Annotated in this window: 21 protein-coding genes; 12 read left to right on the top strand and 9 right to left on the bottom strand. The window is 72.7% G+C overall.

All coding sequences use genetic code 11. The features are described from left to right. Nucleotides 1-86 precede the first annotated feature (86 nt). Both KU893_RS02830 and KU893_RS02825 read left to right on the top strand, forming a co-directional pair. The gene (locus KU893_RS02830) at nucleotides 87-566 is read left to right on the top strand and encodes a flavin reductase family protein (protein ID WP_218232790.1); all 480 of its coding nucleotides are present in this window, start codon (nucleotides 87-89) and stop codon (nucleotides 564-566) included. Between the two features lie 26 nt (nucleotides 567-592). Continuing rightward, a complete protein-coding gene (locus KU893_RS02825) occupies nucleotides 593-1,693 on the top strand; it encodes an LLM class flavin-dependent oxidoreductase (RefSeq protein ID WP_218232789.1) in 1,101 nt (366 codons plus the stop codon). A gap of 34 nt (nucleotides 1,694-1,727) precedes the next feature. Here KU893_RS02825 and KU893_RS02820 read toward each other — a convergent pair whose 3' ends face one another. From KU893_RS02820 to KU893_RS02795, 6 genes are read right to left on the bottom strand one after another with little or no spacing between them, the layout of a single operon-like run. Continuing rightward, nucleotides 1,728-2,543 carry a PaaX family transcriptional regulator gene (locus KU893_RS02820; protein WP_257440882.1) on the bottom strand — a complete coding sequence of 272 codons (816 nt, stop codon included), beginning with the start codon at nucleotides 2,541-2,543 and terminating at the stop codon, nucleotides 1,728-1,730. Between the two features lie 16 nt (nucleotides 2,544-2,559). Continuing rightward, nucleotides 2,560-3,012 carry an acyl-CoA thioesterase gene (locus KU893_RS02815; protein WP_218232787.1) on the bottom strand — a complete coding sequence of 151 codons (453 nt, stop codon included), beginning with the start codon at nucleotides 3,010-3,012 and terminating at the stop codon, nucleotides 2,560-2,562. Nucleotides 3,013-3,032: 20 nt separating this feature from the next. Then, nucleotides 3,033-5,408: a bifunctional salicylyl-CoA 5-hydroxylase/oxidoreductase gene (locus tag KU893_RS02810; protein ID WP_218232786.1), complete on the bottom strand. Its 2,376-nt coding sequence runs from the start codon at nucleotides 5,406-5,408 to the stop codon at nucleotides 3,033-3,035. Next, nucleotides 5,405-5,650 carry a hypothetical protein gene (locus tag KU893_RS02805; protein ID WP_218232785.1) on the bottom strand — a complete coding sequence of 82 codons (246 nt, stop codon included), beginning with the start codon at nucleotides 5,648-5,650 and terminating at the stop codon, nucleotides 5,405-5,407. The genes KU893_RS02810 and KU893_RS02805 overlap by 4 nt, the downstream gene beginning before the upstream one ends. Next, complete coding sequence (locus KU893_RS02800) at nucleotides 5,647-6,564, bottom strand: acyl-CoA thioesterase (RefSeq protein ID WP_218232784.1); 918 nt, start codon at nucleotides 6,562-6,564, stop codon at nucleotides 5,647-5,649. Before KU893_RS02800 ends, KU893_RS02805 begins: the two co-directional genes overlap by 4 nt. A gap of 27 nt (nucleotides 6,565-6,591) precedes the next feature. Beyond that, a complete protein-coding gene (locus KU893_RS02795; protein WP_246591637.1) occupies nucleotides 6,592-7,398 on the bottom strand; it encodes a fumarylacetoacetate hydrolase family protein in 807 nt (268 codons plus the stop codon). A 64-nt stretch (nucleotides 7,399-7,462) separates the two neighbouring features. On the opposite strand from KU893_RS02795, the gene KU893_RS02790 reads away from it, so the two are divergent. From KU893_RS02790 to KU893_RS02780, 3 genes are read left to right on the top strand one after another with little or no spacing between them, the layout of a single operon-like run. Next, the gene (locus KU893_RS02790) at nucleotides 7,463-7,918 is read left to right on the top strand and encodes a RidA family protein (protein ID WP_218232782.1); all 456 of its coding nucleotides are present in this window, start codon (nucleotides 7,463-7,465) and stop codon (nucleotides 7,916-7,918) included. Nucleotides 7,919-7,935: 17 nt separating this feature from the next. Then, nucleotides 7,936-8,337 (top strand): cupin domain-containing protein, encoded by a 402-nt coding sequence (locus tag KU893_RS02785; RefSeq protein WP_218232781.1) that lies wholly within the window; start codon nucleotides 7,936-7,938, stop codon nucleotides 8,335-8,337. A gap of 1 nt (nucleotide 8,338) precedes the next feature. Further along, the gene (locus KU893_RS02780) at nucleotides 8,339-8,905 is read left to right on the top strand and encodes a fumarylacetoacetate hydrolase family protein (RefSeq protein ID WP_218232780.1); all 567 of its coding nucleotides are present in this window, start codon (nucleotides 8,339-8,341) and stop codon (nucleotides 8,903-8,905) included. On the opposite strand, the gene KU893_RS02775 is transcribed toward KU893_RS02780, so the two are convergent. Genes KU893_RS02775 through KU893_RS02765 form a run of 3 tightly spaced genes read right to left on the bottom strand, consistent with a single transcriptional unit; the run spans nucleotide 8,868 to nucleotide 12,725 of the window. Beyond that, nucleotides 8,868-10,460, bottom strand: coding sequence for a phytoene desaturase family protein (locus tag KU893_RS02775; RefSeq protein WP_218232779.1), 1,593 nt, complete (start codon nucleotides 10,458-10,460; stop codon nucleotides 8,868-8,870). The genes KU893_RS02780 and KU893_RS02775 overlap by 38 nt on opposite strands. After that, entirely contained in the window at nucleotides 10,457-11,929 is a 1,473-nt protein-coding gene (locus tag KU893_RS02770) for a flavin-containing monooxygenase (RefSeq protein ID WP_218232778.1), read from the bottom strand. The genes KU893_RS02775 and KU893_RS02770 overlap by 4 nt, the downstream gene beginning before the upstream one ends. 10 nt (nucleotides 11,930-11,939) lie before the next feature. Continuing rightward, on the bottom strand, nucleotides 11,940-12,725 hold the full coding sequence (locus KU893_RS02765; RefSeq protein WP_218232777.1) for an SDR family oxidoreductase: 786 nt from the start codon (nucleotides 12,723-12,725) through the stop codon (nucleotides 11,940-11,942). A 232-nt stretch (nucleotides 12,726-12,957) separates the two neighbouring features. On the opposite strand from KU893_RS02765, the gene KU893_RS02760 reads away from it, so the two are divergent. The 7 genes from KU893_RS02760 (at nucleotide 12,958) to KU893_RS02730 (ending at nucleotide 23,698) form a co-directional block, all read left to right on the top strand. Then, a complete protein-coding gene (locus KU893_RS02760) occupies nucleotides 12,958-13,920 on the top strand; it encodes an AraC family transcriptional regulator (RefSeq protein WP_218232776.1) in 963 nt (320 codons plus the stop codon). A 204-nt stretch (nucleotides 13,921-14,124) separates the two neighbouring features. Next, on the top strand, nucleotides 14,125-14,943 hold the full coding sequence (locus KU893_RS02755; protein WP_218232775.1) for an SPFH domain-containing protein: 819 nt from the start codon (nucleotides 14,125-14,127) through the stop codon (nucleotides 14,941-14,943). A 2-nt stretch (nucleotides 14,944-14,945) separates the two neighbouring features. Then, nucleotides 14,946-15,530, top strand: coding sequence for a phage holin family protein (locus tag KU893_RS02750; protein WP_246591726.1), 585 nt, complete (start codon nucleotides 14,946-14,948; stop codon nucleotides 15,528-15,530). Beyond that, on the top strand, nucleotides 15,527-16,111 hold the full coding sequence (locus KU893_RS02745; RefSeq protein WP_218232773.1) for a DUF3618 domain-containing protein: 585 nt from the start codon (nucleotides 15,527-15,529) through the stop codon (nucleotides 16,109-16,111). The genes KU893_RS02750 and KU893_RS02745 overlap by 4 nt, the downstream gene beginning before the upstream one ends. Further along, nucleotides 16,108-17,154 (top strand): YihY/virulence factor BrkB family protein, encoded by a 1,047-nt coding sequence (locus KU893_RS02740; protein WP_218232772.1) that lies wholly within the window; start codon nucleotides 16,108-16,110, stop codon nucleotides 17,152-17,154. The genes KU893_RS02745 and KU893_RS02740 overlap by 4 nt, the downstream gene beginning before the upstream one ends. Nucleotides 17,155-17,302: 148 nt before the next feature. Next, entirely contained in the window at nucleotides 17,303-17,998 is a 696-nt protein-coding gene (locus KU893_RS02735; RefSeq protein WP_218232771.1) for a response regulator transcription factor, read from the top strand. 159 nt (nucleotides 17,999-18,157) lie between these two features. Beyond that, complete coding sequence (locus tag KU893_RS02730; protein ID WP_218232770.1) at nucleotides 18,158-23,698, top strand: ATP-binding protein; 5,541 nt, start codon at nucleotides 18,158-18,160, stop codon at nucleotides 23,696-23,698. The last annotated feature ends 11 nt before the right edge of the window (nucleotides 23,699-23,709 follow it).

Raw genomic sequence — 23,709 nt, 5'->3', positions numbered from 1 at the left:
CAACAGCATGACATGTCTGCGCGGAATGGACAGTGCTGTCGTCCACCGGATAGCGACGACCCGTACCTCGGTCCCACGATTCTGGCATGACCTGTGTGAGCCCGACCACACTCGATGTGACGCCCTCAGCGCTGCGCGGACAGCTGGCTCGCTGGCCCACCGGCGTCGCCATCGTCACCGCGCTCGGTCCCGACGGACCGGTGGGCAAGACCGTCAACAGCTTCCACGCCACCTCGCTCGAGCCGGCGCTGGTCGGGTGGTGCATCGACCACCGCTCGAGCCAGCTCGACGAGTGGCTGGCGGCCGACGGCTACGTCGTCCACGTGGCCGCCGCCGACCAGACGGACCTCATCACCCGGTTCGCGACCTCGGCCTCCGACCGGTTCGCCGGCCTGGACTGGACGCCGGGGCTCGACGGCATGCCGATCCTCCCGGTCGACGTCCCGCTGCGACTCGAGTGCCGCGTCGCGCACCGGTTCGCGGTGGGTGACCACACCTACCTGATCGGCGAGGTCCACGCCATGACCGCCGCCGCCGACGTCGTCCCCATGACCCTCCAGCGCTGACCCGTCCACCCACCCCAGGAGAAACCATGAGCATCCCGATCCTCGACAACGACCACTTCCGTCTCGGCCTGTTCTCGGCCAACTGCTCCGGCGGCCTCGCCGTCACCACGATCCCCGAGCGCTGGTCGGCCTCCTGGGAGGACAACCTCAGGCTGGCCCGGCTCGCCGACGAGACGGGCATCGACTTCATGCTGCCGATCGCCCGCTGGATCGGCTACGGCGGTGACACCAACTTCCACGAGGGCGTCCTCGAGCCCATCCCGTGGGCGACGGCGATCCTGGCCCACACCGAGCGGCTCAACGTCTTCGCGACGATCCACACCGCCTTCAACCACCCGGCCGTGGTCGCCAAGCAGCTCGCGACGATCGACCAGATGGCGCCGGGCCGCATCGGTGTCAACGTCGTCGCGGGGTGGAACCAGCCCGAGTACGTCGCGATGGGTGCCGACCTGCCGCAGGACCACGACTCGCGCTACCAGCTGGCGCAGGAGTGGATCGACGTGATGAACACGCTGTGGAGCAGGGAGGGCCGGTACGACATCAAGGGCCGCTTCTGGAACCTCGAGGGCATCGAGTCGGTGCCCAAGCCGGCCGCCGGCCGGCTCCCGATCCTCAACGCCGGCTCGTCCGCGCAGGGCAAGGCGTACGCCGCCCGCAACGCCGACTTCGTCTTCACGATCGTCGGCGGTCCCGAGGACGGGGCGGACGTCGTCACCGAGCTGCAGGCCAACTCGGCCGCGCTCGGACGCCAGGCGGGCGTCCTCACGCCGACCCATGTCGTGTGCCGCCCGACCCGCAAGGAGGCGGAGGAGTACCTGCACTACTACGCGGTCGAGAACGCCGACTGGGACGCCGTCGACAACCTGATGCGGCTGCAGGGCCTGCACGCGCAGTCGTTCTCGAAGGACCTGCTGGAGAACTTCCGCAGTCGCTTCGCCGCCGGACACGGCACCTGCCCGCTGATCGGCTCGCCCGACGACGTCGCCGACGAGATCGAGCGCTTCGCGAAGGCCGGGTTCGGTGGCATCACCATGGCCTTCGTGGACTACGTCGGCGAGCTCGAGTACTTCGCCGAGGAGGTCATGCCGCGCCTGGTGAAGAAGGGCCTGCGGCCCGAGGCCCTCTGACCCGTCGCGAGCCCGCACCGGCCCCAGCCCTGCTTCAGGGCTGGGGCCAGTGCGTCTTCGCGTGCTTGAGCGCCGGCTTCTCCAGCAGCGCGACGAGCCGCTCGAAGAGCTCGGTGGCCTCGGGGGCCGACCACTTCGGGTCGAGGACCTCGCTGGGCAGGCCCGGATCGCGGAAGGGCAGCTTGCGCCAGGTGTCGACGACGGAGAGGTACGCGGCGAACGCCGCCGCTCCCCGCAGCCCGCGGAGCTCGTCGACCCGCGGCCCGTAGGCGTCGACGAAGTCGCGGTAGCCCTGGTCGATCGCCTCGAGGTCCCAGGAGCCGTACAGCAGCTCGGTCAGGTCCTGCGGCCCGTGGTAGCCACCGACGAAGATCGCGGCGTGCTCGGCCAGGTCGAGCTCCGCGATCGCCCGCTCGGCCGCCGGCCGCATCCGTGCCGGCGCGATCCACAGCGCGGTGCCCGCGTTGCCGAAGCCGAGGTGTGCCAGGTGGGCGCGCAGCTGGTGGCGCTGGGCGCGCTTGGCCTCGGGGACGCCGAAGTGCACGATGCACCAGCCGTCGGCGAGGTCGGCGGGGCGCCGGGCGTGCCAGATCACCTCGTCGCCGGCAGCCAGGGTCGCATCGGCCTCGTCGGTCAGCGCGTAGCCCCGCGCTCCGTCGCGGGCCACCGAGTCGAGCCAGCCGTTCTTCTTCAGCCGGAAGACGGCCGTGCGCACCCCCGGCGCGTCCAGGCCGACCTCGGCCAGCAGGTCGACGGCACCGGCGATCGGCATCCAGCCGCCGAGCGGACGCACCACCGCGCCGAGGAAGGTGACGACGGTGGTCCGGGACTGCGGTGCCTTGCTGCTCACGGACGGCATTCTGCCCTCAGGAGCCGGGAGTCGCGGTGAGCGCCGCGACCCAGTCCGACGGCCAGGGCCGGCTGCGCCGGGTGCCGTCCGCGGACGTCGCGGCCACCCGGCCGGTGCCCATGTGCACCGTGACGTAGCGCCCTCGTGCCGCCGCGGCGCGCGGACGGCCCGCGAACTCCTCGCCCCAGACCTCGAACTCCCAGGTCATCGAGGAGCTGCCGATCGAGACGAGCGAGACCGTGGTCGTCGCCTCCTGGCCGAAGAACAGGGGAGCGAGGAAGTCCGCCTCGTAGCGCACCCGCGGGGCGCTGGCGAAGTAGTCGCCGAGGCCACGCTCGCGCATGAGCGTGGCCTCGGCCGCCTCGACGAAGCGGGTCACGGTGCTGTTGTGGTAGATCCCGGACGCGTCGGTGTCGATCCACTCGACACGGGTGCGGAACACGCCGGCGGCGCGGGCGGAGTCGTCCATGACCGGCATTCTCGGTGATGTCAGGAAGTCGCCTGCGCCCGGGCCGGGGTCCACCGCAGGTGCACCGCGCCGGTCTCGCCCTCGCGCAGCAGCTGCAGGCGGGGCGGGACCTTGTCGGTGCGCGACGTCGGCGGCCGGCGGCGGCCGGCGGCCCACTGCACGGGCCAGTCGGCGGCCGCGCCGACGTACTCCTGCTCCGCGGCTGCGTGCAGCGCCCAGCTCGGGTCGTAGAGGTGGGTGCGGCCCAGTGCGCAGATGTCGGCACGACCGGCGAGCAGGATCGAGTTGACGTCGTCGTACGACGAGATGGCGCCCACCGCGATCACCTTGACGCCCGCGGGCTCGGCCACCCGGTGACGGATCTTGTCGGCGAAGGGGGTCTGGTAGGACCGGCCGAACGCCGGCCGCTCCTCCTTGCCGACCTGACCGGAGGAGACGTCGATCGCGGCCGCTCCGGCGGCGATGAAGGCGCGGGCGATCTCGACGGCGTCGTCCTCGGTGTTGCCGTCCGGGATCCAGTCGGTGGCGGAGATGCGCACGGTCACCGGGATCGCGGCGGGCACCGCGTCGCGGACCGCGGTGAAGACCTCGATCGGGAAGCGCAGCCGGTTCTCCAGCGAGCCGCCGTACTCGTCGGTGCGGTGGTTCGCGACGGGGGAGAGGAAGGAGGAGAGCAGGTAGCCGTGAGCCGCGTGCACCTCGACGAGGTCGAAGCCCGCCTCGACGGCTCGCCGGGCCGCGGACACGAAGTCGGCGACGACCCGGTCCAGGTCGGCCCGGGTCGCCTCGCGCGGGACGTGGCAGCCGGGGCCGTACGGCAGCGGCGAGGGCCCGACGACCTCCCAGTTGCCGTCCTCGAGCGGCTCGTCCATGCCGTCCCACATCAGCTTCGTCGAACCCTTGCGGCCGGAGTGGCCGAGCTGGGTGCCGATCTTCGCGGTGCTGTTCGCGTGCACGAACTCGGTCACCCGGCGCCATGCCGCGGCCTGCTCGTCGGTCCACAGGCCCGGGCAGCCCGGCGTGATCCGGCCCTCGGGGGAGACGCAGGTCATCTCGGTCATCACCAGCCCGGCGCCGCCGAGCGCCTTGCTGCCGAGGTGCACCAGGTGGAAGTCCGTCGGCACGCCCTCGACGGCGCAGTACTGGTCCATGGGCGAGAGCATGACCCGGTTCTTCAGCTCCAGCTCGCCGATCCGGACGGGCTGGAACATGGCCGGTGCGGCCTCGTCGCCGCCCTGGTTGCGGGCGAACTCGCTCTCCATCAGGCCGGCGAAGACGGCGTCGCGGTCCTTGAGGTTCTCGAAGGTGATCCGGCGCGAGCGGGTGAGCAGGTTGAAGACGAACTGCGCGGGGTCCTGGGCGGCGTACATGCCGATGTTCTCGAACCACTCCAGCGAGGCCTGGGCCGCGCGCTGGGTCGACTCGACCACCGGCTTCCGCTCGGTCTGGTACGCCGCCAGGGCGGCCTCGACGCTCGGGTGCTCGTGCAGGCAGGCGGCCAGCGCGAGCGCGTCCTCCATGGCGAGCTTGGTGCCCGAGCCGATCGAGAAGTGCGCGGTGTGGGCGGCGTCGCCGAGCAGCACGACGTTGTCGTGGTACCAGCGCTCGTTGCGGACGGTGTGGAAGTTGAGCCACTTGGAGTTGTTGGTGAGGATCCGGTGGCCCTGCAGCTCGTCGGCGAAGATCTCGGCGATCCGCTCGACGGCGTACTCGTCGGAGACGCCCGGCCCGAAGAGCTCGTGCTCGGTGCGGTCCAGCCCGGCGCGGCGCCACACGTCGTCGTGCATCTCCACGATGAACGTCGAGCCCTCGGCCGAGTACGGGTAGCCGTGGATCTGCATGGTGCCGAACTCGGTCTGCTTGACGAAGAACTGGAAGGCCTCGAAGACGAGGTCGGTGCCGAACCAGATGTACTTGTTGTCCCGCCGGTCCAGTGTCGGCCGGAAGATGTCGGCGTACTTGGTGCGGACGGCGGAGTGGAGGCCGTCGGCGGCGAGCACGAGGTCGTACTCCGCGCGCAGCTGGTCGGGGTCCGGGGCCTCGGTGCGGTAGTGCACGCTCACGCCGAGCTCGGCGACCCGCTCCTGCATGATCTGCAGCAGCTCCTTGCGCGACATCGCGGCGAAGCCCTGGCCGCCCACGGTGAAGGGGGTGCCGTTGAACTCGACGTCGATGTCGGTCCAGCGCGCGAACCGGGTCTCCATCCGGTCGTGGATGACCTGGTCGGCGCCCTCGATGCTGCCGAGGGTCTCGTCGGAGAACACGACGCCGAACCCGAAGGTGTCGTCGGGCGCGTTGCGCTCCCAGACAGTGATGTCGTGGCTGGGGTCGAGGGTCTTCATCAGGGTGGCGAAGTAGAGCCCACCGGGCCCGCCACCGACGATCGCGATCTTCATGCTCGGTTCTCCGATTCGCTGAGCTGGGGCAGCTTGAGGTGCTGCGGCTTTCCACTGGTGGTGTGCGGCAGGGCGGTGACGCACCGCACCTGGCGCAGGTCGTTGGTCTCGACCGCCGCGTCGAGAGGCTCGGGGTGTCGCAGGAGCGGCGTGGTGGGCTCCGTGGGCGGCCCCGGCTGCGTCGGCGGTCGGTGGTCGCGGGCGAAGGAGTCCGCCCCGACCGTGGGACGCGGTGCGCTCACGACACCGGGCCGGCCGCGCGGATCAAGCCCTCCTGCACCACGGTGGCGACGAGCTCGCCCTCGGGTGTGAAGAAGCGGCCGATCGCCGAGCCGCGGCCGTTCTCGACGGACACGGCCTCCTGCGCGTAGAGCAGCCAGCCGTCCATCCGGACCGGCCGGTGGAACCACATCGCGTGGTCCAGGCTGGCCGTCACGAGTCCCTCGTCGGCCCAGGCCAGGCCGAGCACCCGCAGAGCGGGCTCGAGGATCGTGTAGTCGCAGACGTAGGCGAGCGCGGCGAGGTCCCGCTGCTCGTCGGTGAGGCCCTCGACGGGCCGCAGCGCGTCGTACGGCTTGACCCAGACGGCCTGGTGCGGCGTCCGCTCGCCGTCGACGGTCAGGTAGACGGGGCCGGGCGTGTGGCGCATGTCGAAGCTGCGGCCGCCGGACCAGTACGCCTTCGACGCCTCGGTCATGGTGCCGCCCGCCCGGTCCGCGAGGTAGGCCGCGGAGGTCGGCAGGTCCTCCGGGGCCGGGAACCCGGTGGGGAGGCTGGCCTGGAACGAGCCGCCCGGCTCGCCGGCGGCGAAGCTCGCCAGGCAGACGTAGACGACCTTGCCGTTCTGGAAGGCCCGCACCTGGCGGGTGCTGTAGCCGCGCCCGTCGCGGAGCAGCTCGACCTCGTAGCGGACCTCCGCGCCGATGTCGACGGGCCGCATGAAGTAGGAGTGCATCGAGTGCAGCGACTTGGCGTCCGGCCCGGCCGAGGGCACGGTGCGGACCGCGGCCACGACCGCCTGCGCGACCATGTCGCCGCCGTAGGCCTTGGGCCACGGGCACGGCTGGGTGGTCGCCGTGAACGCCACGTCGAAGACCTCGGCCTGGCTCTCCTTGAGGGTGATGGCGTCGGTGAGGATCGAGCTGGTCGGTGCCATGGGAGTGTCCTTCGGTCGGGTGGGGGATCAGGCGATGCGGACGGTGTTGGACAGCAGGCCGATGCCGGGGATCTCGGTCTCGACGACATCGCCGTCGCGGAGGTAGGTGGGCGGCTCCATGCCCATGCCGACGCCGCCGGGCGTGCCGGTCAGCACGACGTCGCCCGGGCGCAGCACGGTGAAGGTCGAGATGTAGGACAGGAGCGCCGCGCTGTCGAAGACCAGCGTCTTGGTGTTGCCCCGCTGTCGCTCGACGCCGTTGACCCGGCAGACCACCTCGACGCCGGACGTCGGGTCGAGCTCGTCGGGCGTGACGACGACCGGGCCCAGGGGGGTGGTCGCGTCCCAGGCCTTGCCCTGGAACCACTGCAGGGTGCGGCGCTGCCAGTCGCGCACCGAGATGTCGTTGGCGACCGTGTAGCCCGCGATCGCTGCCTCGGCCTCCGCGGGCGTGGCGTGGCGCAGCTCCGCGCCCACCACGACGGCGAGCTCGGCCTCCCAGTCGAGCTCGAGGCCGTCGTGGGCGGGCAGGACGATGTCGGCCCCGGGCGCGAGCAGCGTGTCGGCGTACTTGGCGAACAGCGTCGGGTACGACGGCTTCTCGCGACCGGTCTCGGCGATGTGGTCGCCGTAGTTGAGCCCGCAGCAGATCACCTTGCCCGGTCGCGGCAACGGCAGGGTCGGCCGGGCGCCCGCCAGCTCGTCGCCGGGGACGGGGGCGATGCCGGCTGCCAGCAGCTCGCTCAGGTCCGCGGCCGGCAGGGCGTGCCACCGGCCCTCGATCTCGATCGCGGCGGTGGTGCCGACGGTGTCGGGCAGGGTGACGGTCGCCATTCGCATATGACATTTTTGACACGAACGTTGCGCTGATGTCAATACGCAACCTATGGTTGTCCCCATGACCACCGACCTGACAGCCCCGCTCGCGAAGGACCTCACGCCTGTCGCGGTGAATCCCGCCGAGCTCGCCGCCCCGAGCGGCTACTCGCACGGCACGTTGAGCGGCAACACGCTCTACCTCGGGGGGCAGACCGCTCTCGACGCCGACATGCGGATCGTTCCCGGCGGCATCGTCGAGCAGTTCCGCCAGGCCTTCGGCAACGTGCTCGCCACGCTGCGCGCCGCCGGTGGCGTGCCGGAGGACCTCGTCTCGATCACGATCTACCTGACCGACATCCCCGACTATCAGGCCCACGGCCGCGAGATCGGCGCCGCCTGGCGCGAGCTCGCCGGTCCGGTCTACCCGGCCATGGCCGGGATCGGCACCACCGGCCTGTGGCAGCCCGAGGCCCTCATCGAGATCCTCGGCGTCGCGGTCATCCCCGACGAGCGGCTCGTCCGCCCCGCCAACTGAACCCGAAGGAGAACGCCATGCCCGCCATGACCCCGTACGCGGACGAGCTCAACGCCCTTCCGCCGCTCGCCTCCCGCTACGTGCAGGTCGACGAGCTGCCCTGGAAGCCGACCGGCTTCCCGGGCATCGACATGAAGGTCCTGCTCCGCGAGCCGGAGACCGGCCTGCTGACCGCCCTGTTCCGCTGGGAGCCGGGCGCCGTCCTCCCGCTGCACGAGCACGTCGAGATCGAGCAGACCTACGTGCTCGAGGGGAGCATCGTCGACGAGGAGGGCGAGACCACGCCCGGCAACTTCTCGTGGCGTCCCAAGGGCAACCAGCACCGCGCGCACGCACCCAACGGTGCGCTGCTGATCGCCTTCTTCCTCAAGCCGAACGTCTTCCTCGAGGGCGCCGAGGCCGGCACCACCCTCGAGTGACGTGAGGATCACGACCTTCCGGCACGTCGGCGGGATCGGCTGGGGCCTCGTCGAGGGCGACGGCATCGTCGACCTCAGCGCCGACCCTTCGTTGCCGTACGCCGACGCGTCGGAGGCGCTGCGGAGCGAGACCGTCCTCGACCTCGCGATGTCGGCCTGCGGGCTGGCGCCCCAGCACCGGCTCGAGGAGGTCACCCTCCTCGCGCCCCTCCCGGCGCCGGGCCGGGTGCTCCTCGCCGACGGTGGGCGGATCACGCACCTCCCGCAGCCGGTCGTGCACGCCGCCGGCAGCGAGGTCCCCGACGGCCTCCGGATGCTCGCCGTGGTCATCGGCAGCCCGACCCGGCAGGTCGCGGTGGAGCGCGCCGTCGAGCACCTGCTCGGCGCCGCCGACGCCGTCCTCGGCAACGACCGCCTCGCGCTCGGCCCCTGGGTCGTCAGTCGCGACGAGACGGGGGACCTCGACCTCCTCCACAACGCCGAACGAGGCCTCGCCGACATCGTCAGCGAGGCCTCGTGGCAGTGGTCGCTCAGCTCCGGCGACGTCGTCCTGCTGCCCGGCGCCTGATCAGCTGCTGGGCGACGAGGTGGCCGGAGCCGCCGCCGAGGCCCGGACCCGGGTGCGTGAACGCCCCGATGTGGAAGACGTTCGGTACGCCGGTGCGGTGCCCGGTGGCCGTTCCGGGACGCCACAGCAGCGACTGGTCCAGCTCCGCCGCGCCGCCGTACGGGTCGCCGTGCACCGCGTTGGCATTGGCCGCGGCCAGCCCGGTCGGGTCGATGACGTGACGCGCGATCACGCTGTCCGCCAGCCCGGGAGCGAACTGCTCGATCCGGTCGATCACGCGCTCGGCGTACGCGTCGGCGAGGGCGGGTGTCCAGCCCTCGCTCGTGTCGAGCCGCCCCGCGGCGTCGCCGACCGGCCGCCACGGGAGCTCCTGCAGCTGGATCCACAGGGTCGCCCCGCCCTCCGGGGCGCGCGTCGGGTCGAGCACGCACTGCTGGCCGACCACGACGGTCGGCTCGGCGGGCAGCAGGCCCGCCTCGGCCTGCGCGCAGGCGATGGCGGTGCTGTCCGAGCCGTTGCTGACGTGGACCAGCGGGACCGTGTCGAGCCGGCTGTCGCTCCAGCGGAGCGGAGCCTCGAGCGCGAGGTGGATCTGCGCGGCCGCGCGGCCGGGGCGGTGACGCGCGACCGCGGCGCGGCCCGCCGGGCCCACGGCGTCCGGGGGGAGGAGCCCGTCGTACAGGCGACCGGTCGAGGTCGATGCCAGCACCGCTCCGGCCCGCAGGTGGCCGGCGCCGGTGTCGACACCGACCGCGCGGCCGGACCGGACGGCGATCGCCTTCGCCGGCGTCCCCCGCAGGATCTCGACCCCGCGCTCCATGAGCAGCGCCTCGAAGGCCGCGACGAAGCTCGCCGCCCCGCCCTCGACGACCGGCAGCCCGATCTCGTGCATGGTGAAGGCCATCACGGGCAGCATCAGGCCGCCCGTGGCCTGGTCGGGGGCGAGGCCGGCGTGCAGCAGCCAGGGCGCCCACAGCTGGTCGACCTCGGTCCCGGCGAAGCGCTCCCGGGTCAGGCCGCGGCCGCTCTGCGTCGCGACCCTGGCCAGCTCGGTCAGGCCGTCGCGGCCGAGGCCGCGCACCGCGCCGAGCCCGAGCCGGGCCAGGTCGCGGGCGCGCAGCTCCGAGCCGAGCGCGCCGAAGACGTGCGGCGCCCAGCGCCCCAGTTCCGCCAGCATCGCGCCGTACGACGCCCGGTCGGCGGCGCGGGCGAAGCCGGCCGCCGTCTCCTCGGGATCGCGGTGCGCCACCACGGCTCCACGTTCGGAGACCGAGGCGGTGACGGGGCCCTCGGCGTTGCGGTAGCTGAGCCCGTGCCGGTGGAGGTCGGCGCCGAGGTCGGCGTAGGCGCCGCCGGCCTGGAACAGCGGGTGCCAGGAGCTGAAGGTGTCGTGCACGAACCCGGGCACGGTGAGCTCGTCGGAGGCGATGAAGCCGCCGAGGCGGTCGCGCTCCTCGAGCAGCGCCACCGACCGGCCGGCGCCGGCGAGCTCGGCCGCGGCGACCAGCCCGTTGATCCCCGAGCCGATCACCACGACGTCGTAGCTGTCCCTCATCGGCTGTCGACACCCATCCGGCGCGCGAGCCGCGGCGTGATCCGGCGGTAGTCGGCGGGCTTGACCGGCATCAGCCACTGCTTCGCCTTGGTCCGCCGCGGCACGTCGAGGCCGACGTCGGAGAGCACCTCGTCCACGTTGTGCATCGAGAACGGGATGATGTTGGTGCCCCGTGCGTGCATCCCTCCGGTGCGCTCGCGCATCCAGGCGAGCCGGGCGCGGGTCTGCTCCAGCATCTCCTCCCGCGACGGCACCTGGTGGTGCCCGCCGAGGTGGGAGCCGATCCAGATCGCCGAGACCTCGGCTGACAGCGGCGAGAAGAAGGACGAGTTGTAGCCCGCGAAGCTCAGGTCCGCAACGTTGATCGGGTGGATCTGCCGGTAGAGCAGGAAGTCGCCGTTCTCGTCGAGGAGCTGGTCGAGCACCTCCCGCGGCAGGAACGGGATGTCCTGCGTCCAGCCGGTGGCCGCGATCACGACGTCGGCGCGGAGCACCTGTCCGTTGGCGAGCTCGGCGTGGGGCTTGCCGTCCTTCTCGAGGAAGCGGCTGATCACCGTGTCGCGGTGGACCCGGATCGCTCCGGTCGAGACGCCCTCGAAGAAGCCCTCGGTGGCGAGGGAGACCGTCGACTTCGCGATGTCGGCGAAGGTGCCCTGGGGGATGAGGCCGAGCTTGTCGAGCTTGAGCTGCTTGGTCGTGACGCTCTCGACCGTGCCGAGCATGTTGTTGGCCATCATCGAGTCCTTGGCGTGGAGCAGCCGCTCCGCGCCGTTGACCGAGCGGTAGCGGAACAGGCCCTCGCCGAGGCGGGTGAGCATCAGGTACTTGTAGTTCACGACGCCGCTGACCTTGCGCGGCATCTTCCAGAGCAGCTCGCGGGCGACGACGGAGGTGGCGGCCGCCTCCTTGGCGATCTCGACGGTGATGTCGCAGGCCGACTTGCCGTAGCCGAGGACCACGGTGTGCTTGCCGCGGACCTGGTCCATGCTGTGGAACTCGCTGGAGGGGAGGTACTGCCCGCCGGCCTGCTCGAAGTCCTCGAGGCCCTCGACCGGCGGCACGAAGGGCCGCGAGAAGATCCCGCTCGCCAGCACGAGGTGGTCGAAGTGCTCGGTGCCCTGGGCCGTGGTGACGTCCCAACCGCCGCCGGGCGTGGGGGCGGCGTGCTGCACCTCGGTGTCGAGCCGGACGTACGGCGTGACGCCGAACTCGTCGGCGTAGGACGAGAGGTACGCCGCCACCTGCTCGCCGCTGGGCCACTCGGGGTAGTCGCGCGGCATCTTTTTGTCGGAGAGGCAGTAGGTGCCCTTGTTGTTCTGGGTCTTCAGGCCCGGGTAGCGGCGGGTGCGGCTCCACACGCCGCCGATGTCGGGGGTCTTCTCGAGGACGGTCACGTCGTGACCGAGCTGGCGCAGGACCTTGGCGGAGGAGATGCCGGCGAACCCGGCTCCGACGATCGCGATCTTCATGACGGTGTCCTCACTCGGAGAGCTGCGGGATGGCGGGAACGGCCCCTTCGGGGCCGAGGGCGGAGTAGCCGCCGTCGGCGGCCCAGTCGGCGCCGGTGACGACGGAGGCGGCGTCGGAGACGAGGAAGGCGACGACCGCGCCCACCTCGGCTCCGTCGCCGACGCGGCCGGTCAGGTGGAACGGCGCGGCGACGGCGTCGGTCTTCTCACGGTTGCCGCCGGAGAGCTCGTCCATGATCTTCGACCAGGTCCAGCCGGGGCTGACCGAGTTCACCCGGATGCCGTCGGGCGCGAGGTCCATGGCCATCGAGCGGGTCAGCGAGACGATCGCGGCCTTGGAGGCGGGGTAGACCCAGCGGCCGGTCTGCGCGACCTTGCTGGAGATCGAGGTGAAGTTCACGACCGCCGCGTGCTCGCTGGCCCGCAGGTGCGGATGGGCGGCTCGGACGACCTCCACCATCGACACCACGTTGACGTCGAGGGCCTTGAGCCAGTCGCCGCGGGGCGTGGCGAAGCCGTCGTCCAGGTAGGTCGCCGCCAGGTTCACGACGATGTCGATGCCGCCGAAGCGGTCGACGGTCCCGGCGACCAGGTCGGCGACCGAGCCGTCGTCGGTGACATCGGCGCGGAGGAAGACCACCTCGTCGCCGAGCTTCTCGGCGGCCCGGCCGCCCTCCTCGTCGATGTCGGCGACGACGACACGCGCCCCGGCCCGAGCGAGCGCGCTCACGACCCCGTGGGCCAGCAGCGTTGCGCCGCCGGTGACGATCGCGGTCCGACCGGTCAGATCGGTCATGGTGGGATACCTCCGCCTCAGAGCTGTGCGATGCAGGTCACATCGCGTTGCCGGGAACGTAGACATGCCGGCGAGCGCGCACTATCCGGAAAGCGCGGCCGGCGTCCGCGAACCGCGACGGATCGCAGATCCGCCCCCGCCGGGCGGTGTGGCTTGCCCGTGACGATCGTGCGGGCATTGACATGCACGCCGGAGAGGTGCGCCAATGGGCCAGCCGACCGAAGGAGCAGAGGTGACCCGGACGCTGCTCGCCGAGCACCGCCAGATCGAGACGGCGGACGTCGATGAGGCGCGCCGCGAGGTCGGCGAGCGCTTCTGCGCCCACCGGCTCGAGCTGACCCGCCGTGACGGCCGGCTCGACATGGTGCACAGCTCGGCCTCGATCGGCGCCGACGTCAGCCTCAACTACCTCCGCTACGGCGACGAGGTCCGGATCACGCCCGGCACCTTCGACGACTTCTTCCTGGTCCAGGTCCCGCTGCGGGGCACCGCGCGGGTCCGCGTCGGGGACCAGGTCGTGGCCTCCTCCCGAAGCCGCGCGTCGGTGGGCTCGCCGACCGAGGCCGTCGACATGGTGTGGAGCGACGGGTGCGAGCAGCTGCTCGTCTACCTCCGGCGCCGCGCCGTCGAGGAGCTCGGCGCCGACGGCGACGAGCCGACCCCCGTGGTCTTCACCCCGGCGATGGACCTGGAGACGCCGGCCACCCGCGCCTGGCTGCGCCTGGTCCACCTCGCCCTCGACGACATCGAGGCCGGCGGCGCCCTGTTCCGCTCGCCCCTCGCCTCGACCCACTTCGAGCAGACCCTCATCGCCGGGCTGCTCTCGGCCCAGCCCAACAACCGGCGGCCCGTGGCCGCGCCCGAGACCTCCTGTCCCCGCGTGGTCCGCACGGTGGTCGACCTGATCGAGGCCGAGCCCGAGCGCGCCTGGCGCCTGGCCGAGCTGGCCCGGCACGCGGGCGTCTCGGCCCGCACCCTGCAGGAGGCGTTCCAGCGCGAGCTCGGCATGACGCCGCTCGAGCGGCTGCGGAGCGCACGGATCGCCCGGGCGCGCGCCGACCTGCTCGCCGCGGACCCCGCGACGGTGTCGGTCACCGACGTCGCGGCGCAGTGGGGCTTCTTCCACCTCGGCAGGTTCGCCCAGGCCTATCGCGCGGCCTACCAGGAGCTCCCGTCCCAGACGCTCAAGCGCTGAGCGGGCCGGCTCGGCGCGGACCGGGTCGGGGTCCACGCGTCGTGACAGCCGATGGCCCCGCCGGGATCGAGGAGACGAGCCGGAGACCCGGCGCCGACAGGCCTCGGTCGTCCCCCACGTGGGGGCACCTTTGGTTGCAGTGCGCATGTTTCGCCCGTCGCGGGTACCTCCGATGCACTCGACGATCGAAGGGAGGAACCGCGCATGAGCACGTACGACTTGGGAGCCTCGGCGCTCGACCCGGACAACCCGGGCGATGCCCAGGCAGGCGCCTACGCCGGGACCGGCAGCGGCAGCGGCACGCAGAGCGACAGCAGCGGCGCCACGAGCGGAACGCAGCGTGGTGGTGACAGCGGTGGCGGCGGTGGCGTCAAGGAACAGACGCAGGCCGCGGCGGGCACCGCGAGACAGGAGGCGCAGCACGTCGCCGAGGTGGCGAAGGGTGAGGCGCAGAGCGTCGTGGGGGAGGCGAGGACCCAGGCGAGCCAGCTGCTCGACGACGCCCGCCTCCAGCTCGAGGAGCAGTCCAGTACCCAGCTCGACCGGCTCGTCGGCGTCCTCCGCGAGCTCGGCGACGATCTCGACCGCATGGTGCGCGGCGAGCCCAGCCACGGAGGTCCCGCGCGGGAGCTGGTCGGTGAGGTTGCCGACAGGGCACGAGCCCTGCGCTCCCAGCTCGAAGGGCGCCAGCCGGCGGAGCTCCTCGACCAGGTGCGCGGCTTCGCCCGGCGGCGCCCCGGGACGTTCCTGCTGGGCTCGCTCGTCGCCGGCGTCGTCGCCGGCCGGCTGACGCGAGGCGCTCAGCAGGCCAGCAGCGACGACAGCGACACGCACACCGGGGCGCCGGCAGGGACCGCGTCGGCCGGTGCGCCCGGGTCCGGTTCCGCAGGGCCGCTGGCAGGGACGGCCAGTCCGGTCGCGGGCACGGGCGCCCCCCTGGACCCGCTCTCACCCGGCGCCACCCCGCCCGCGGGCACGCCGCCGCCGGCGACGGGCACCGGCCCGACCGGGGGGATGCCGTGAGCATGCAGCCGCCCACCGATGCCCCGGGCGGGCGGGGCGAGCGGCTGGGCGACCGGCTGGCAGGGATGCCGTCCAGCGCCCCGGACGCCGCGATGCCGCCGCCACCGACGGCCGACCTGTCCGGAGCACGGGACGCTGCCCCACCCGGCGTCCCCCGGGGCGGGGCCCATCTGGAGGAGCGCCCCGACCTGCCTGCCGGTCCCGGGGAGACCCGGTCGCTCGGTGACATCGTCGGCGACATCGCCGGCGACCTCACCACGCTGGTCAAGCAGCAGCTCGACCTCGCCAAGGCCGAGGCGAAGACCGAGGCGGCCAAGGCCGGCAAGGGCGCCGGCTTCCTCGCCGGTGCCGGCGTCGCCGCTCACCTCATGCTCCTGTTCGTGTCGTTGGCACTGATGTTCCTGCTCGGCAGCTGGATGGACCTCGGCTGGGCAGCCCTCATCGTCGGCGTCCTGTGGGCCGTCGCGGCCGCGCTGCTCGCCCAGACCGGACGCCGAGAGCTCATGACCATGAACCCGACGCTGGAGACCACCCAGCGGACCCTGAAGGAGGACGTGCAATGGGCGAAGCAGATGAAGCCCGAATGAGCGCGGAGATCGCCGGCACCCGTCGAGAGCTCTCCCGCGATGTCGACGAGCTCTACGACAAGGTGGCGCCGAGCCGACTCATCGAGCGCCGCAAGGCGTCGTTGCGTGGACGAGTGACCTCGGTGAAGGACCGCGTGATGGGTACGGCCGAGAGCGGTGCGCAAAGCGCGGCGGGCACGGGAAGGAGTGCGGTCAGCACCCTCTCCGACACCGCGTCCGGTGCCGTCCACGGCGTCGAGGGGACTGCCCAGAGCGCCGTGCACGCCGTCGAGACCCGAACCCAGGGCGCACCGCTGGCGGCGGGACTCATCGCGTTCGGGGCCGGCATGGTCGTGTCCGCGCTCGTTCCGGCCTCCGAGGCCGAGACCGCAGCAGCCCGACGGCTGACCGAGGCCGCCCAGGAGCACGGCCTCGTCGACGAGGCCAAGGCCATGGGGCAACAGGTCGGCGAGGACCTCAAGGAGAGTGCCGCCGAGGCGGCCGACCAGCTGAAGGCGTCGGTCCAGGACTCGGCCCAGAGCATCAAGGAGGAAGGACGCACCTCGGCCGAACACGTCCGCGACGACGCCCCGGGAACATGACGAACCACGACCGCGACGCCGACTACCCGGGGGCGGGAGCGGAGACTCCCGTGGAGATCCCGCCCCGCGGGTGGTGGCAGATCACCCGGCGTGCGTGGCGGGAGGCGAAGGCGGACCAGGTGCCGCTCATGGCGGCCGGCGTGGCCTTCTACTCCTTCCTCGCCCTGTTCCCCGCGATGATCGCCGGGGTCCTGCTCTACGGGCTGGTCCGCGACCCGCAGGACGTCGAGGCCCAGGTGCGCGACCTGGGCCGAGCACTGCCGGCGGATGCGACCTCCCTGCTGACCGACCAGCTGAGAGCCATCGCCTCCACGCCCCAGCAGTCGCTCGGGCTGGGGCTGATCGTGAGCCTCGTTCTCGCCCTGTGGAGCGCGTCGGGCGGTGTCGGCAACATGGTGACGGCCATCAACGTGGCCTACGACGAGGAGGAGACCCGGGGGTTCGTCAAGCGCAAGCTCCTCTCGCTCGGGCTGACCCTCGGTGCCATCGTGTTCGTGGTGGTCGCGTTGACCCTGGTCGCCGCGGCGCCCGCCGTGCTCGACGACCTCATCGGCTCCGGGCCGCAGCGGTGGCTGCTCGAGGGCCTCCGGTGGCTCGGGCTCGTCGCGGTCATGACGGTGATGCTCGCACTCCTGTACCGGCTCGCACCCGACCGCGACGACCCCCGCCTGTCGTGGGTCTCGGTCGGCGCGAGCGTCGCCACCGTGATCTGGGTCGTCGCGAGCCTCGGGTTCTCGCTCTACGTCAACTCCTTCGGTTCCTACAACGAGACCTACGGCGCGTTGGCTGGTGTCGTCATCCTCCTGCTGTGGCTGTGGCTCACCATGTTCGTCGTCCTCCTCGGAGCCGAGGTCAACGCCGAGGCCGAGCAGCAGACCGTCACGGACACCACTGTCGGGCCGCCGCGACCCCTCGGGGAGCGGCATGCGGTCAAGGCGGACACCCTCCCCGGCGAGCGGGTACCGGACCGCGCGGAACCACCGCGACGGCAGGGTGAGCCGGGTCGGGGCGGAGCGCCCACCGACTCCCGCCGACGGAGCTGACCGGCCGGCAAGAATGGGGTACGCCGCACCCGAGGTGCTGGCGCCGTGAGGGTGATGCGCGCATACTCACCCCCACGGCGGGTCTGGCAGTAGGCCACCGGTAGGAGCGTCGAACGGGAGCGCCTGCGGTGGATGACGGGAAGCACGCATGACGGCGGGCGCGCGGCCGACCCGGTTGACGATCGTCGAGGACCACGTGCTCTTCGCGGAGTCGGTCGCCGCGACCCTGGCTCACGAGGGCTACCTGGTCAAGCGCATCAACCTCGCCGACTCGCGGGCGACGCTCGCGTCCGTGCTGGCGTGCGTGCTGCGCTCGGTGCCCCGCGTGGTGCTGCTCGACCTGGACCTGGGCCGGATCGGCGACGGCATCCGTCTGGTCGCCCCGTTGGCCGGCGCGGGGGTGTCGGTCGTCGCCCTCACCGATGGTCGGCGCCGCGGGGGAGAGTGCCTGCGGCGGGGGGCGAAGGCCGTCGTACCGACGACGGGCTGTCTCGAGGAGGTCCTGGCCGCCGTCGGCCGCGTCCGGGACGGGCTCCCGGCGATGGCCGCCGCCGAGCGCGCGGAGCTGGTCGAAGCCGCGCTGCGCGATCGCGAGGAGGCCCGGAGGCTACGGGCCCGGCTGGAGCACCTCACCCCGCGCGAGAGGGAGATCCTCGGGGCCCTGATGGACGGTGCGCAGGTGCGTGACATCGCGCGTACCTGTGTCGTCGCCGAGGCGACGGTGCGCACGCAGGTCAAGTCGATCCTGGCGAAGCTGGACGTGCGCTCGCAGGTGGCGGCCGTGGGCGCCGCCGCCCGGGTGGGCTGGCGCCCGCCCGGGCCCGACCGGAGCCGGGCGAGCTGACCGGTCGGCGCCTCGACCGCTCGCCGCTGGACGGATCCCACAACGATTCGCCACCAAGCCTGTGGGATCCGCGCTGTCCCGTGCGCGTCGCGAGATGGAAGGGTCGAGAACGTGCCAACGGTCTCGCGAATCGCCATCGTCAACCGCGGTGAAGCCGCGATGCGTCTGATCCACGCCGTGCGGGACATCAACGCCCGGCCCACGTCCGGGAACGAGCAGATCCGCACCATCGCGCTGCACACGGACGTCGATGCCGGCTCGGCCTTCGTGCGGGAGGCCGACGAGGCCTACCTGCTCGGCGCGGCCGCGGACCGGCCCTATCTCGACCTCGCCGTCCTCGAGCGGGCGCTGACCGCGAGCGGGGCGGACGCGGCCTGGGTCGGGTGGGGCTTCGTGGCCGAGGACCCGGCGTTCGCCGAGCTGTGTGCGCGGCTCGGGGTCACCTTCATCGGCCCCGGCGCCGAGGCGATGCGCCGGCTCGGCGACAAGATCGGCTCGAAGCTGATCGCCGAGGAGGTCGGCGTACCCGTGGCGCCGTGGAGCCGCGGCGGCGTCGACAGCCTCGAGGCGGCGCTCGCCAGCGCCGAGCGGATCGGCTACCCGCTGATGCTCAAGGCCACCGCCGGTGGCGGCGGTCGGGGCATCCGGAAGGTCACGTCCGCCGAGGAGCTCACCGACGCCTACCAGCGCACCCGCGACGAGGCCGAGCGCGCGTTCGGCAGCGGCGTGGTCTTCCTGGAGAAGCTGGTCACCGACGCCCGCCACGTCGAGGTCCAGGTGATCGCCGACGGCCAGGGCACCGCGTGGGCGATCGGCGTGCGCGACTGCTCCGTGCAGCGCCGCAACCAGAAGGTCATCGAGGAGTCGGCCTCGCCGCTGCTCGAGGACGCCCAGACCGCCGACCTCAAGGCGGCGGCCGAGCGACTCGCCAACGCGGTCGGCTACGCCGGCGCCGGCACCGTCGAGTTCCTCTACCACCCCGGCGAGCGCACCTTCGCGTTCCTCGAGGTCAACACCCGGCTCCAGGTCGAGCACCCGATCACCGAGGAGGTGACCGGCACCGACCTGGTCGCCCTGCAGATCCAGGTGGCGCGGGGCATCCCCCTGTCCGGCGAGCGGCCGGTCGAGCGGGGCCACGCCGTCGAGGCCCGACTCAACGCCGAGGACCCCGACCGCGACTTCGCGCCCGCCCCGGGCCGGATCAGCCGGCTCGAGCTGCCCGCCGGACCGGGCATCCGGGTCGACACCGGCGTCGCCGAGGGCGACGTCATCCCCGCCGACTTCGACTCGATGATCGCCAAGGTCATCGCGTGGGGCGCCGACCGCGAGCAGGCGCTGGCCCGCCTGCGCCGCGCGATGGGGGAGACCACCGTCGTCATCGAAGGCGGCGCCACCAACAAGAGCTTCATCCTCGACCTGCTCGACCAGCCCGAGGTCGTCGGGCCCGCGAGCGAAGCGAGCCTGGCCCGGCGGGAGGCAGGGAGCGGGGAGCGAAGCGACCACGATGCCTCGTCGGGGGGCACACGGGGGGCGAAGCCCCCCGTGCGGTGGGCCGACACCGGCTGGATCGACCGGGTCCGCGGCGAGGGCCGGCTGCAGTCGGCCCGGCACTCCGGCGTCGCGCTCGTCGCGGCCGCCATCGAGGCCTACGACGAGGAGGAGCGCGCCGAGATCGCCCGCTTCCTGCAGGCTGCGCAGGGCGGGCGCCCGCAGGTCCAGCACGACCCGTCCCGCACCATCGAGCTCAAGCTGCGCGGGACGACCTACGCCCTCACGGTGCGGCAGACCGGACCGGCGCAGTACGACGTGACCGTCGCCGGCGGAGGTGCCGAGCGCACCGTGACCGCCGTGCTCGACCGGATCGACGACGTGCACGGTCGGCTGACGCTCGACGGCCACCGCTACCGGCTGGTCACCGCCACCCACGGGACGGTCCACGTCGTCGAGGTCGACGACGTCATGCACCGGGTCAGCCGCGACGAGGGCGGCATGGTGCGCTCGCCCGCGCCGGCTCTCGTGGTCGCCACCCCGGTCGCCGTCGGTGATGAGGTCGCCGCCGGGCAGCCGGTGCTGGTGCTCGAGTCGATGAAGATGGAGACCGTCCTCTCCGCGCCGTTCGCCGGCCGGATCAAGGAGCTGATGGTCCGCGTCGGCGGCCAGGTCGAGACCGGCGCGCCGCTGGTGCGCCTGGACCCGACCGGCGACGCCGACGAGGCCGCCGCCGACGCCGGCGCGGCGTCGGCCGTCGACCTCGACCTGCCGACCTCGCACCGGGCGAGCGTCGCCACCGACTGCCTGGGCGCACTCAGCGGCCAGCTCCTCGGCTACGACGTCGCGCCCGACCAGCGCGGCACCCTGCTCGCCACTCACCTCGCGACCCGCGAGCCGGGCGCGCTGCGCGCCGAGATGGACCTGCTCGCCCTCTTCGCCGACTTCGCCGAGCTCAGTCGCAACCGGCCCGCCGGCGACGAGGGGCACACCGAGCTGCGGGTGCACAGCTCGCGGGAGCACTTCCACACCTACCTGCGCAGCCTCGACCCCGACCGTGGCGCGTTCCCGGACCACTTCCGCGACAAGCTGCTCCGGGTGCTCGGGCACTACGGCATCACCGACCTCGAGCGCACGCCCCAGCTGGAGCGGGCGGTGTTCCGGGTGTTCCTGGCCCAGCAGCACCCCTCCGACGTCGACATCGCCGTCGGTGTGCTGCAGCGCTGGCTGAGCACGCCGCCGCCGCCCCCGGCCGAGGAGCGGGCCGAGGCGCGGGCGCTGCTCGAGCGCCTCGTGCGGGCCACCCAGCTCCGGTTCGCGGTGGTCGGCGACCTGGCCCGGTCGGTCCGGTTCGCCTGGTTCGACCAGCCGCTGGTCGACGACGAGCGGCGCGCGGTGCTCGAGGGCGTGGCTGCCGAGGTCGCCGCCCTCACCGACGACGCCACTCCCGACCGCGACGCCCGGATCGCCGCTCTGACCGCGATCCCCGAGCCGCTCGTCGGCTTCCTCCGCGACCGGCTCGCCGACGGCCTGCCCGGGCGGGAGCCCCTGCTGGAGGTGCTGATCCGGCGCCACTACCTCGAGTACGACCTGCACGACCTGACCGTCACCTCGGCCGGCGAGCACGGCGACCGCCCGGTGGTGCACGCCGAGTACGCCACCGACGACAAGGGCGCCACGCGGGTCGTCTCCACGATCGGCGACGTGGCCGAGCTGGCCGACCCCGCCAGTGCCCTCGGCGCGGCGATCACCGCCGCGCTGACCGAGGACCACGACGATGTCGTCGAGATCTACCTGCGCTGGCCCGACGCTCCCGCCGACCCCGACAGGGCCTCGGCCGAGGTCGCCAAGATGCTCGCGGGCCAGGACTTCGCCGCCCGCGCCCGTCGCGTCTCGGTCGCGATCTGCCCGAGCGCGCCGCAGCCGGTCGACTACTTCACGTTCCGTCGCGACGGTGGCGAGCTGGTGGAGGACACCCTGATCCGCGGCATGCACCCGATGGTCGGGCGCCGGCTCAACCTGTGGCGGCTGCGGGAGTTCGACGTGACCCGGCTCGCCGCGCCCGACGACGTGCTGCTCTACGAGTGCGTCGCCCGCACCAACCCCGCCGACCGGCGCCTGGTCGCCGCGGCGCAGGTGCGCCAGCTGGCCGTCGTCCGCGATGACGAGGGGCGGGTGATCGCGCTCCCGCACGCCGAGCGCGCCGTCGAGAACTGTCTCGAGGCGATCCGCCGGGTGCGTACGGCGCGTGGCCGCGAGGGCACCAAGCTCGACGTCAACCACGTGTGGGTCACGGTGTGGCCGGTGGTTGACGCCGACCTCGACCAGCTGACCGCGCTGCAGGGCAAGATCACGCCGCTCAGCGAAGGCGCGGGCATCGAGGAGGTGCTCGCCGAGGGCCGGGTCGCGGGCCCCGACGGCGGTGCGCCGACCCCGCTGGCGATCCGCTTCCATGCCAAGCCCGGCGCGGGCGTCGTGGCCGACGTGGTCGCGCCGCCGACCGAGCCGCTGGCCCCGCTCGACGACTACGCCGGCAAGGTGCTGCGCGCCCGCCGGCGCGGGCTGGTCTACCCCTACGAGCTGCAGCCGGTGCTCGCCGGCGGCGGCACCGTGGTCGAGCACGACCTCGACGCGAACGGTGTCCTGGTGCCCGTCGACCGGGCGCCGGGGCAGAACACCGCGGGCATCATCGTCGCCGTCGTCTCCACCCCGACGTCGCTGCACCCCGAGGGCGTCACCCGCGTCGTGCTCTGCGGCGACCCGCTCATGTCCCTCGGCGCGCTCTCGGAGCCCGAGTGCGCCCGGGTGATCGCGGCGATCGACCTCGCCGAGCAGATGGGTGTCCCGGTCGAGTGGTTCGCCGTCTCCGCCGGTGCCCGGATCTCGATGGAGAGCGGCACCGAGAACATGGACTGGGTGGCCGCCGCGCTGCGCCGGATCGTCCACTTCACCCAGGCCGGCGGCGAGATCAACATCGTGGTCGCCGGGATCAACGTCGGGGCCCAGCCGTACTGGAACGCCGAGGCCACGATGCTGATGCATACCAAGGGCATCCTCGTGATGACCCCGGACAGCGCGATGGTGCTCACCGGCAAGCAGTCCCTCGACTTCTCCGGTGGCGTCTCGGCCGAGGACAACCACGGCATCGGCGGCTACGACCGGGTGATGGGGCCCAACGGCCAGGCGCAGTACTGGGTCCCCGACCTGGCTGGCGCGTTCGGCGTGCTGATGGCGCACTACGACCACACCTACGTCGCTCCCGGCGAGACCGGGCCGCGGCGCGCGCCCTCGACCGACCCGGTCGAGCGCGACGTGACGTCGTACCCGCACCCGGGCGCGGACTTCTCGACCGTCGGCGAGGTCTTCTCGCCCGAGCACAACCCCGACCGCAAGAAGCCGTTCGACATCCGCACCGTGATGCGGGCGCTGGCCGACGCCGACCACGAGATGCTCGAACGCTGGGCCGGCATGGCCGACGCCGACACGGCGGTGGTCGTCGACACCCGGATCGGTGGCTATCCGGTCAGCCTGGTCGGCATCGAGTCGAAGCCGGTGCCGCGCGCCGGCTTCCCGCCCACCGACGGCCCGGACACCTACACCGCGGGCACCTTGTTCCCGCGGTCGTCGAAGAAGGTGGCGCGCGCGATCAACGCCGCCTCCGGCAACCGGCCGCTCGTCGTGCTGGCGAACCTGTCGGGCTTCGACGGATCCCCGGAGTCGATGCGCAACCTCCAGCTGGAGTACGGCGCCGAGATCGGCCGCGCGATCGTCAACTTCGAGGGCCCGATCGTGTTCTGCGTGATCTCCCGCTACCACGGAGGCGCGTTCGTCGTGTTCTCCAAGCAGCTGAACCCGGGGATGACGGTGCTCGCGATCGAGGGCTCCTACGCGTCGGTGCTCGGTGGTGCCCCGGCCGCGGCCGTCGTGTTCGCCGCCGAGGTCGCCAAGCGGGCGGCCTCCGACCCGAAGGTCGCCGAGCTCCAGGAGCGGATCGACCACGCCCAGGACGGTGAGCGCGGCGCCCTGGTCGTCGAGCTCGCCGAGCTGAGGGCACAGCTGCGGGCCGACAAGATCGCCGAGGTCGCGGCCGAGTTCGACGGCGTCCACGACATCCACCGCGCGGTGCGGGTCGGCTCGGTCGACGAGGTGATCGCGGCGAGCGACCTGCGGCCGAAGGTGGTCGAGGTGATCGAGCGGAGCTGGCGCGGCTGATCTCGGCCAGG

The organism is Nocardioides daeguensis (genome assembly GCF_019192965.1).
Taxonomy (GTDB): Bacteria; Actinomycetota; Actinomycetes; order Propionibacteriales; family Nocardioidaceae; genus Nocardioides; species Nocardioides daeguensis.
This window is presented reverse-complemented; position numbering and strand designations above follow the sequence as displayed.

Coding starts and splice junctions, on each gene's coding strand:
- KU893_RS02730 (WP_218232770.1), top strand. CDS start 18,158: ATGCGTCTGATCCACGCCGTGCGGGACATCAACGCCCGGCCCACGTCC.
- KU893_RS02775 (WP_218232779.1), bottom strand. CDS start 10,460: ATGAGGGACAGCTACGACGTCGTGGTGATCGGCTCGGGGATCAACGGG.
- KU893_RS02815 (WP_218232787.1), bottom strand. CDS start 3,012: ATGGACGACTCCGCCCGCGCCGCCGGCGTGTTCCGCACCCGTGTCGAG.
- KU893_RS02740 (WP_218232772.1), top strand. CDS start 16,108: ATGACGAACCACGACCGCGACGCCGACTACCCGGGGGCGGGAGCGGAG.
- KU893_RS02745 (WP_218232773.1), top strand. CDS start 15,527: ATGAGCGCGGAGATCGCCGGCACCCGTCGAGAGCTCTCCCGCGATGTC.
- KU893_RS02735 (WP_218232771.1), top strand. CDS start 17,303: ATGACGGCGGGCGCGCGGCCGACCCGGTTGACGATCGTCGAGGACCAC.
- KU893_RS02790 (WP_218232782.1), top strand. CDS start 7,463: ATGACCACCGACCTGACAGCCCCGCTCGCGAAGGACCTCACGCCTGTC.
- KU893_RS02765 (WP_218232777.1), bottom strand. CDS start 12,725: ATGACCGATCTGACCGGTCGGACCGCGATCGTCACCGGCGGCGCAACG.
- KU893_RS02830 (WP_218232790.1), top strand. CDS start 87: ATGACCTGTGTGAGCCCGACCACACTCGATGTGACGCCCTCAGCGCTG.
- KU893_RS02785 (WP_218232781.1), top strand. CDS start 7,936: ATGCCCGCCATGACCCCGTACGCGGACGAGCTCAACGCCCTTCCGCCG.
- KU893_RS02795 (WP_246591637.1), bottom strand. CDS start 7,398: ATGGCGACCGTCACCCTGCCCGACACCGTCGGCACCACCGCCGCGATC.
- KU893_RS02750 (WP_246591726.1), top strand. CDS start 14,946: ATGCAGCCGCCCACCGATGCCCCGGGCGGGCGGGGCGAGCGGCTGGGC.
- KU893_RS02755 (WP_218232775.1), top strand. CDS start 14,125: ATGAGCACGTACGACTTGGGAGCCTCGGCGCTCGACCCGGACAACCCG.
- KU893_RS02810 (WP_218232786.1), bottom strand. CDS start 5,408: ATGAAGATCGCGATCGTCGGTGGCGGGCCCGGTGGGCTCTACTTCGCC.
- KU893_RS02800 (WP_218232784.1), bottom strand. CDS start 6,564: ATGGCACCGACCAGCTCGATCCTCACCGACGCCATCACCCTCAAGGAG.
- KU893_RS02825 (WP_218232789.1), top strand. CDS start 593: ATGAGCATCCCGATCCTCGACAACGACCACTTCCGTCTCGGCCTGTTC.
- KU893_RS02770 (WP_218232778.1), bottom strand. CDS start 11,929: ATGAAGATCGCGATCGTCGGAGCCGGGTTCGCCGGCATCTCCTCCGCC.